The 5,921-nt window shown below is 23.9% G+C and carries 6 protein-coding genes and 1 pseudogene; 3 read left to right on the forward strand and 4 right to left on the reverse strand.

The window, feature by feature from the left end; all coding sequences use genetic code 11:
• Positions 1-136: 136 nt before the first annotated feature.
• Together MBCUR_RS00485 and MBCUR_RS00490 are read left to right on the forward strand one after the other, a co-directional pair.
• Positions 137-667, forward strand: a pseudogene (locus tag MBCUR_RS00485) (MATE family efflux transporter); the annotation flags it as partial.
• 308 nt (positions 668-975) lie between these two features.
• Positions 976-1,629, forward strand: a complete 654-nt coding sequence (locus tag MBCUR_RS00490) for a MarR family winged helix-turn-helix transcriptional regulator (protein ID WP_067088869.1) — start codon at positions 976-978, stop codon at positions 1,627-1,629.
• A 457-nt stretch (positions 1,630-2,086) separates the two neighbouring features.
• Here the strand turns inward: MBCUR_RS00490 and MBCUR_RS10880 are convergent, their stop codons facing one another.
• Positions 2,087-2,221, reverse strand: a complete 135-nt coding sequence (locus MBCUR_RS10880) for a hypothetical protein (RefSeq protein WP_281190497.1) — start codon at positions 2,219-2,221, stop codon at positions 2,087-2,089.
• Between the two features lie 128 nt (positions 2,222-2,349).
• On the opposite strand from MBCUR_RS10880, the gene MBCUR_RS10195 reads away from it, so the two are divergent.
• Positions 2,350-2,499, forward strand: coding sequence for a hypothetical protein (locus MBCUR_RS10195; RefSeq protein WP_157077472.1), 150 nt, complete (start codon positions 2,350-2,352; stop codon positions 2,497-2,499).
• A 312-nt stretch (positions 2,500-2,811) separates the two neighbouring features.
• Here the strand turns inward: MBCUR_RS10195 and nadA are convergent, their stop codons facing one another.
• The 3 genes from nadA to rnz all read right to left on the reverse strand — a co-directional run bounded on the left by nadA (position 2,812) and on the right by rnz (position 5,818).
• Positions 2,812-3,732, reverse strand: a complete 921-nt coding sequence (gene nadA, locus MBCUR_RS00495; protein WP_067088871.1) for a quinolinate synthase NadA — start codon at positions 3,730-3,732, stop codon at positions 2,812-2,814.
• A 296-nt stretch (positions 3,733-4,028) separates the two neighbouring features.
• Complete coding sequence (locus MBCUR_RS00500; protein ID WP_067088873.1) at positions 4,029-4,787, reverse strand: mechanosensitive ion channel family protein; 759 nt, start codon at positions 4,785-4,787, stop codon at positions 4,029-4,031.
• 110 nt (positions 4,788-4,897) lie between these two features.
• Positions 4,898-5,818: a ribonuclease Z gene (rnz, locus tag MBCUR_RS00505; protein ID WP_067088875.1), complete on the reverse strand. Its 921-nt coding sequence runs from the start codon at positions 5,816-5,818 to the stop codon at positions 4,898-4,900.
• Between the last annotated feature and the right edge of the window lie 103 nt (positions 5,819-5,921).

Here is a 5,921-nt window from a genome sequence, read left to right on the forward strand (position 1 = left end):
TCAGAACTACAGAAATGAAAATAAATGCAAAATAAACTGGAATTTCACTAAAGAAAATGCTGATAAAAAATTATCAAAATACTATACTTAAATAAAAAATATGAAAATTAAATTGTCTTAACAATATACTGTTGGTTGGAGAGTTGTCTTAGTTGCAATGACTCCAGTAATTGCTATTGGAATTTCGATTGTTGCAGTCACAGGTGCAAACTTTGGGGCTAAAAAGTTTAAAAATATTAACTTAATTTTTAATCAGGGCATAAAGTTAGGTTTTGTTATAGTTATAGGAATGGCTGTAGCTATTTTTTTACTTGCTCCATACATTAGCTATTTGTTTGCTTATTCTCCAGAATCAGCAGGTATTCGTGACGTTTTAACCGACTTTTTAAGGGTCACTTCTTTGTTTTACCTTGTATTACCCATTGGTATTTCTGCTTCATCTATATTTCAAGGACTTGGTAAAGGGCTTCACTCTTTGGCATTGTCTTTAATTAGGGTCTTCTTTTTAGAAGTCTTTTTTTCATTTTTATTTGCTATAGTTTTAGGTTTTGGTCAATACGGTGCTTGGTGGGGACTTGTAACAGGTAATGCTGTTGGTGCTTGTATAAGTTTAATTTGGGCTAAATTGTATCTTAGAAAATTTAATAAAGTAAAAACAGTATTATAAACTAATTTTTTTTAAATATTTTGCTTTTAAAAAGTAATATTTGCATATGGATAATTTCATTATATATTATTTCATCATCTAATTGTTTCATAGAGAAACATTTATATATATGAAACAATATAATATGGAATACAGTTGAAAAATGAAAATGGGTTTTTTATTAATTGAAATCCAATTTTTATCAACTTTTAAAAATTTTTTGAAATTATTTTACATCCATTTTTTTAAAAAGATATTTTCTTAATTTTCATTTTTCTAATTGTAAATTTTCATTGTAACTATAAGTATAATTTATTTGAGGTAATAATATGGATTTTAATAAAAAAATAGAGAATTTAGACATTGAAAACATGCCAATTTCCGAAATAATTGATATAATCAACAAAACTCATAAATTGTTTGTAGCACATAAAGTTAAAGAGTTAAAAATTAATTTATTTGATGTTCCTTTAATAACTGAACTTAAAAAGAAAGATAAAGTTAATTTAGATGAAATTGTAAATGAAAATAATTTTTCAATCGAAGAATCTATTTCTAAAATAAAATATTTAGAAAATGAAAACCTTGTTGAAATGAAAATGTCTTCTGAAAATAATCAAGTTTTAACAGTATCTTTAACTGAAAAAGGTAAAAAAACCGCAGATAAAATTAATTCAATAGAAAAAGAATGGGAAGAATTCCTTTTTGAAGGTGTTAAATCTTCACAAAAAGATGAATTTAGTGGAATAGCTAAAGATTTAGTAAAAAATTCTGTTTCTGTTATTGTTAAAGAAAAATTATCGTTTAATAAAGAAAAATTAAGAGATTTTGTTTCTAATAATCCTTTCCACATAAATATGGATAAATACAAAGAATTTGGAAATTTGTTTGATTTAAGAGCAAATGGTTCTCATTTACATTCAGCATTAAGAAGAAGATTTTATAAATCCAATAAAGATTTTAAAGATCTAAGATTTTTTTAATTTTTATTTTAATCTTTTTTTCAATTTTTATTTATATTATTGTTAATTTTTAGTTTGTTCTCTGAAGATGTCCCATGATTAATTTCATGAAAAAATTAATTTCTTTAAAATTTATTTAATCAATAAATCACTATTTAAATATAAATTAATAATTTATTAAGTATTATTTTATTAAATATAATTCTAATTAATAGTTATACTAAATTTAATCAATTTAAAACCAATTTTAAATTATCTTAAATTTAAAAATTTTGAATTATGGGGCATCCTCCTCTATTGAACTAAATATATCAACTAAAAATTTAGATTTTGCTTTATCCTAAAAATTTACCAAAAAATTTAAATAATTATTTTTACATACTATTAATAGAAAAATCATAAAAACATTTTATATATTAAATTTTAAAGTGAAAACAGGAAAAAGTTAAGTATATATTGAAAATCCAGTTATTGGAGGTTATTTTGATGAAGAGTTCAAAGAATCTACAGTAAAACTCTTTGATGAATTTGAAAAAGGAATGCTAAAACCTGTAATTTCTGCCCATTTGACAACAGAATTAGATGATGATGCACCAGAACTTGTTAAATTCAATTTAAAAAAATTAAATCATGAATTTTAAGCATATAGTTAATTTAAATAAAATTAAATTATTTAACACGGTAAATACTGTGAAAGCTATTCTTTATTAGAAATAAGAACTCCTCAAGAGGTGACTAATAATGACTAAAGAAAAAGATTTTGATTGTGTTAAATTTAAAAGACAATTACAAGATAATGTATGGAAAAGTAGTGGAGCTAAAAATACTAAAGAATTAGTAGATTATATTAACAAACAATCTTTAAAATCTAGTTTAAGAAGAAGCAATTGATTTTTCATCTAAAAAATAAATTATCTTATTGCTTATACATTTAATATAAAATGTGGTTTTAAAAACATGAAATATTAAATTTTATTATTATTCATAATGCTATTGTATACAATTTTTATACAAGCATTATTTTTATTCTTCAATATTAGAAGATTTTTAAAACAAACTTTTAAAAAAAGTTTGATCAAAATAACTATCAATTTCCATTAAATTTTTATTTAATAGCTATTTTTAAATTATAATTATATTTAAAAAATAATAATCAATTAAAGAGATGATAATTAATATCATTTTTTTTAATTTTTTAAAATATTATCGTTTTGAAACTTCTATCATTCGCTCAATGGCATTTAATGATTTTTTAGCTATTTTTTCATCTACTTTAACCACATATTCTTCATTTTCAAGTGCATTTTTAACTTTTTCTAATGTATGAAGTTTCATTGTTTTACATATTGCATCATCAAGAAGAGGGTAAGTTGTTTTCTCAGGAACTTCTCTGTTGATTCTTGTAATTAAATCTACTTCTGTTCCTATAATGAACTCTTTTCCAGAATCATTTTTAACATAGCTAATCATTCCACCAGTACTTAAAACAGCATCGCCAAGATCTTGGACTTCTTTATCACATTCTGGATGTATTATTAACTTTGCTTCAGGATATTCTTCTTTTTTAAAAGCAATATCTCCTTCATGAAACATTTTGTGGACATAACAGTGTCCTCCATCTGGAATAGGAATAATTTCTTTATCTGTTTGAGCATCAACAAATTTTGCAAGGTTATTGTCTGGTCCAAATAAAATTTGGTTAGATTCTAAACTTTCAACAACTTTAACTGCATTAGATGATGTCACAAGAATGTCTGCTTCTGCTTTTGCATCAGCTAGGGTGTTAACATAAAGAGCAACTTTGGCATTAGGGTATTTTTCCTTTTGTTTAACAATTTCCTCGGATTTTAACATATGTGCCATGGGACATTCTGCAGCTATTTCAGGGATAATTATTTTTTTATTCTGATTTAAAATGGCTGCTGTTTCAGCCATAAAGTCTACACCACAGAATATGACCAATTCTTTGTCTTTAATTTCAGAAGATTTTATACATAATTCTAATGAATCTCCAATAAAGTCAGCTATTAACTGAATTTCTTCTGGTTGGTAATTATGAGCAAGAATAATTGCATTTTTTTCTTTTTTTAGGCTTAAAATCTTTTTTTGCACTTCATTTAACATTTAAAAACCTGTTTTTTTTATTAGTAGATTTTAAAAATATTTAATACAAAAACATATTTGTTTTATTAAATTTAAGTTTTTCGATTATTTTTATTATTTAAGTCATTTTTTTATTAACCATATTTATTTTATTTAAATTAGTATTAATCTTATTTCATTTAAATTAGCATTCCATATTTCATTTTTTTTTATTTTATTTGAATATTTTTTTTTATTTTAAGGATTTTAAGAATTTAAATTATTTTAAATAAAATTTTTACAATTTTTAAGGTAAAATGGTTAACAATGGCTAAATATTATGTCTTACTCATTAATTTTCTAACCTCATTTGCAAGGATTATTTTATATTCAAATCGTTTTTCATAGTCATTTGCCCAAGCACTTAGAATTATTTTTATTCCTTTTTCTTCAAAACCTACAGTGTCAAACCTTGGGTCAGTCTTAGGTAAAATCCAGTCGAATTGACAATATATATCTAATATTTCTTTTTTTAATTCAATTAAGTCTTTTTCATATGGAACTAAAATATCTATATCTATTCTATGTTCATCAAGATAAGTGTAGTTCATATAAGGATTTTTTGATAAAACAGAATTTGGAATACTTATTAAAATGTTATCAGATGTCAGTAATGTTGTTGTTCTAAAACCTACTCTTTGAACTCTTCCAGATACATTATCTACTTCTATTTTTTCCCCAACTTTGACTGTTTTATCTGCAAGGATAAATATTCCTGAAATAAAGTTGGAAATCATATCTCGTCCTGCAAATCCAACACTTATACCTACAATTCCTAAACTCCAAAATATCCCTGTAATATCTATACCTATAGTTTCTAAAAATATAACAATGGCTGAAACAATAACAATATACTTAATTGAGTCTCTAATTAAATAGCTAAGAGTTAATTCAATTTCAAATTTAACAGTACTCTTTTTAATAATATACTCTGAGATTTTAATCAATAGAATACTTAAAATTATTAAAATAATAATGGCTACTATTTTTTCGTACCCTTCTAGGTTTTGATTTAAAGTTAAGAATTTATAATACATTTTAAACCTTTTAAAATTTTTATTTTTTTTAGCTCTTTTAATGTTTTGATCTTTTTTTATTTTTTTATTTTTTTATTTCTTTTATTTTTTTTAATATTTTACTCTTTTTTTTAATCTTTTTTTATTTCACTTAAATCTATTGTTAAGAAATCATAAGCTATTTTTGTATTTTTAAAAACATTTTTAGCTTCTTTCTCAATATTTTCATCTTTTGTATATCTTGTAGAAAAGTGGGTTAAAATTAAAAATTTTGAGTTTGACTGTTTAGCTATTTCTGCTCCTTCTTTAACTGTTGAATGGAAGCTTTTTTCTGCTTTTTCTTTATCTTTTTCTTCATATGTTCCTTCATGAATTAAAATGTCTGAATTTTTAGAAAGCTCAACCATTTTCTCATCTGGACGTGTATCTCCAGAATAGCTGATTTTTATTCCCTCTCTTGGAGGTCCTAGAACCTCTTCAGGTGTGATGATTTTTTCTCCAACTCTAACATTTTTGCCTCTATGGAGCTTTCCAAAGTTTGGACCCTCTTTAACACCAAGTTCAATGGCTTTTTCCTTTAAAAAACGAGGTTTTTTCTTTTCAACTATTGAATAAGAGATGTTATCTACAGTATGCTTTGTTAAAATTCCTTTAATTAGATATTCCTCATTTTCAAAGATAATTGTTTCTTCTTTAGGATCTATTTCATGAAGAATAATTGGAAATTCAATTGAACAGTATCCAAGATGTAAAATTGCATTTTTTAGTTCATTTAATCCTTTAGGTCCGTATAAATGTAATGGTTTGGTTCTGGATCTAAAATCCATTGATTGAATAAGACCAGGAAGCCCAATTACATGATCTCCATGATAATGGCTTAGAAATATTTTATTTATTTTCATTGGGCTAATTTTAGCTATTGTAAGCTGTCTTTGAGTTGCTTCACCACAATCAAATAAAATTACTTCTCCAAATGCCTTTAAACATATTGAACTATGGTTTCGATACTGTGAAGGCAATGCTGCAGATGTTCCTAAAAAAACTAATTCCATTGTTATCACATTTTTAATTTTCTTCTTTTTTTATAATATAATTTAATTTTTAATATTTTCATTTTTTTTTTTTTTTTTTTTTTTTTTTTTATTTTTTTTAGTG

Origin of the sequence: Methanobrevibacter curvatus, assembly GCF_001639295.1 — an archaeon.
In the GTDB taxonomy this organism is placed as follows: Archaea; Methanobacteriota; Methanobacteria; order Methanobacteriales; family Methanobacteriaceae; genus Methanoflexus; species Methanoflexus curvatus.

Excerpts from the sequence above, each read along its gene's own strand:
- MBCUR_RS00490 (WP_067088869.1), top strand. The coding sequence starts at position 976 with ATGGATTTTAATAAAAAAATAGAGAATTTAGACATTGAAAACATGCCA.
- MBCUR_RS10195 (WP_157077472.1), top strand. The coding sequence starts at position 2,350 with ATGACTAAAGAAAAAGATTTTGATTGTGTTAAATTTAAAAGACAATTA.
- nadA (WP_067088871.1), bottom strand. The coding sequence starts at position 3,732 with ATGTTAAATGAAGTGCAAAAAAAGATTTTAAGCCTAAAAAAAGAAAAA.
- MBCUR_RS00500 (WP_067088873.1), bottom strand. The coding sequence starts at position 4,787 with ATGTATTATAAATTCTTAACTTTAAATCAAAACCTAGAAGGGTACGAA.
- rnz (WP_067088875.1), bottom strand. The coding sequence starts at position 5,818 with ATGGAATTAGTTTTTTTAGGAACATCTGCAGCATTGCCTTCACAGTAT.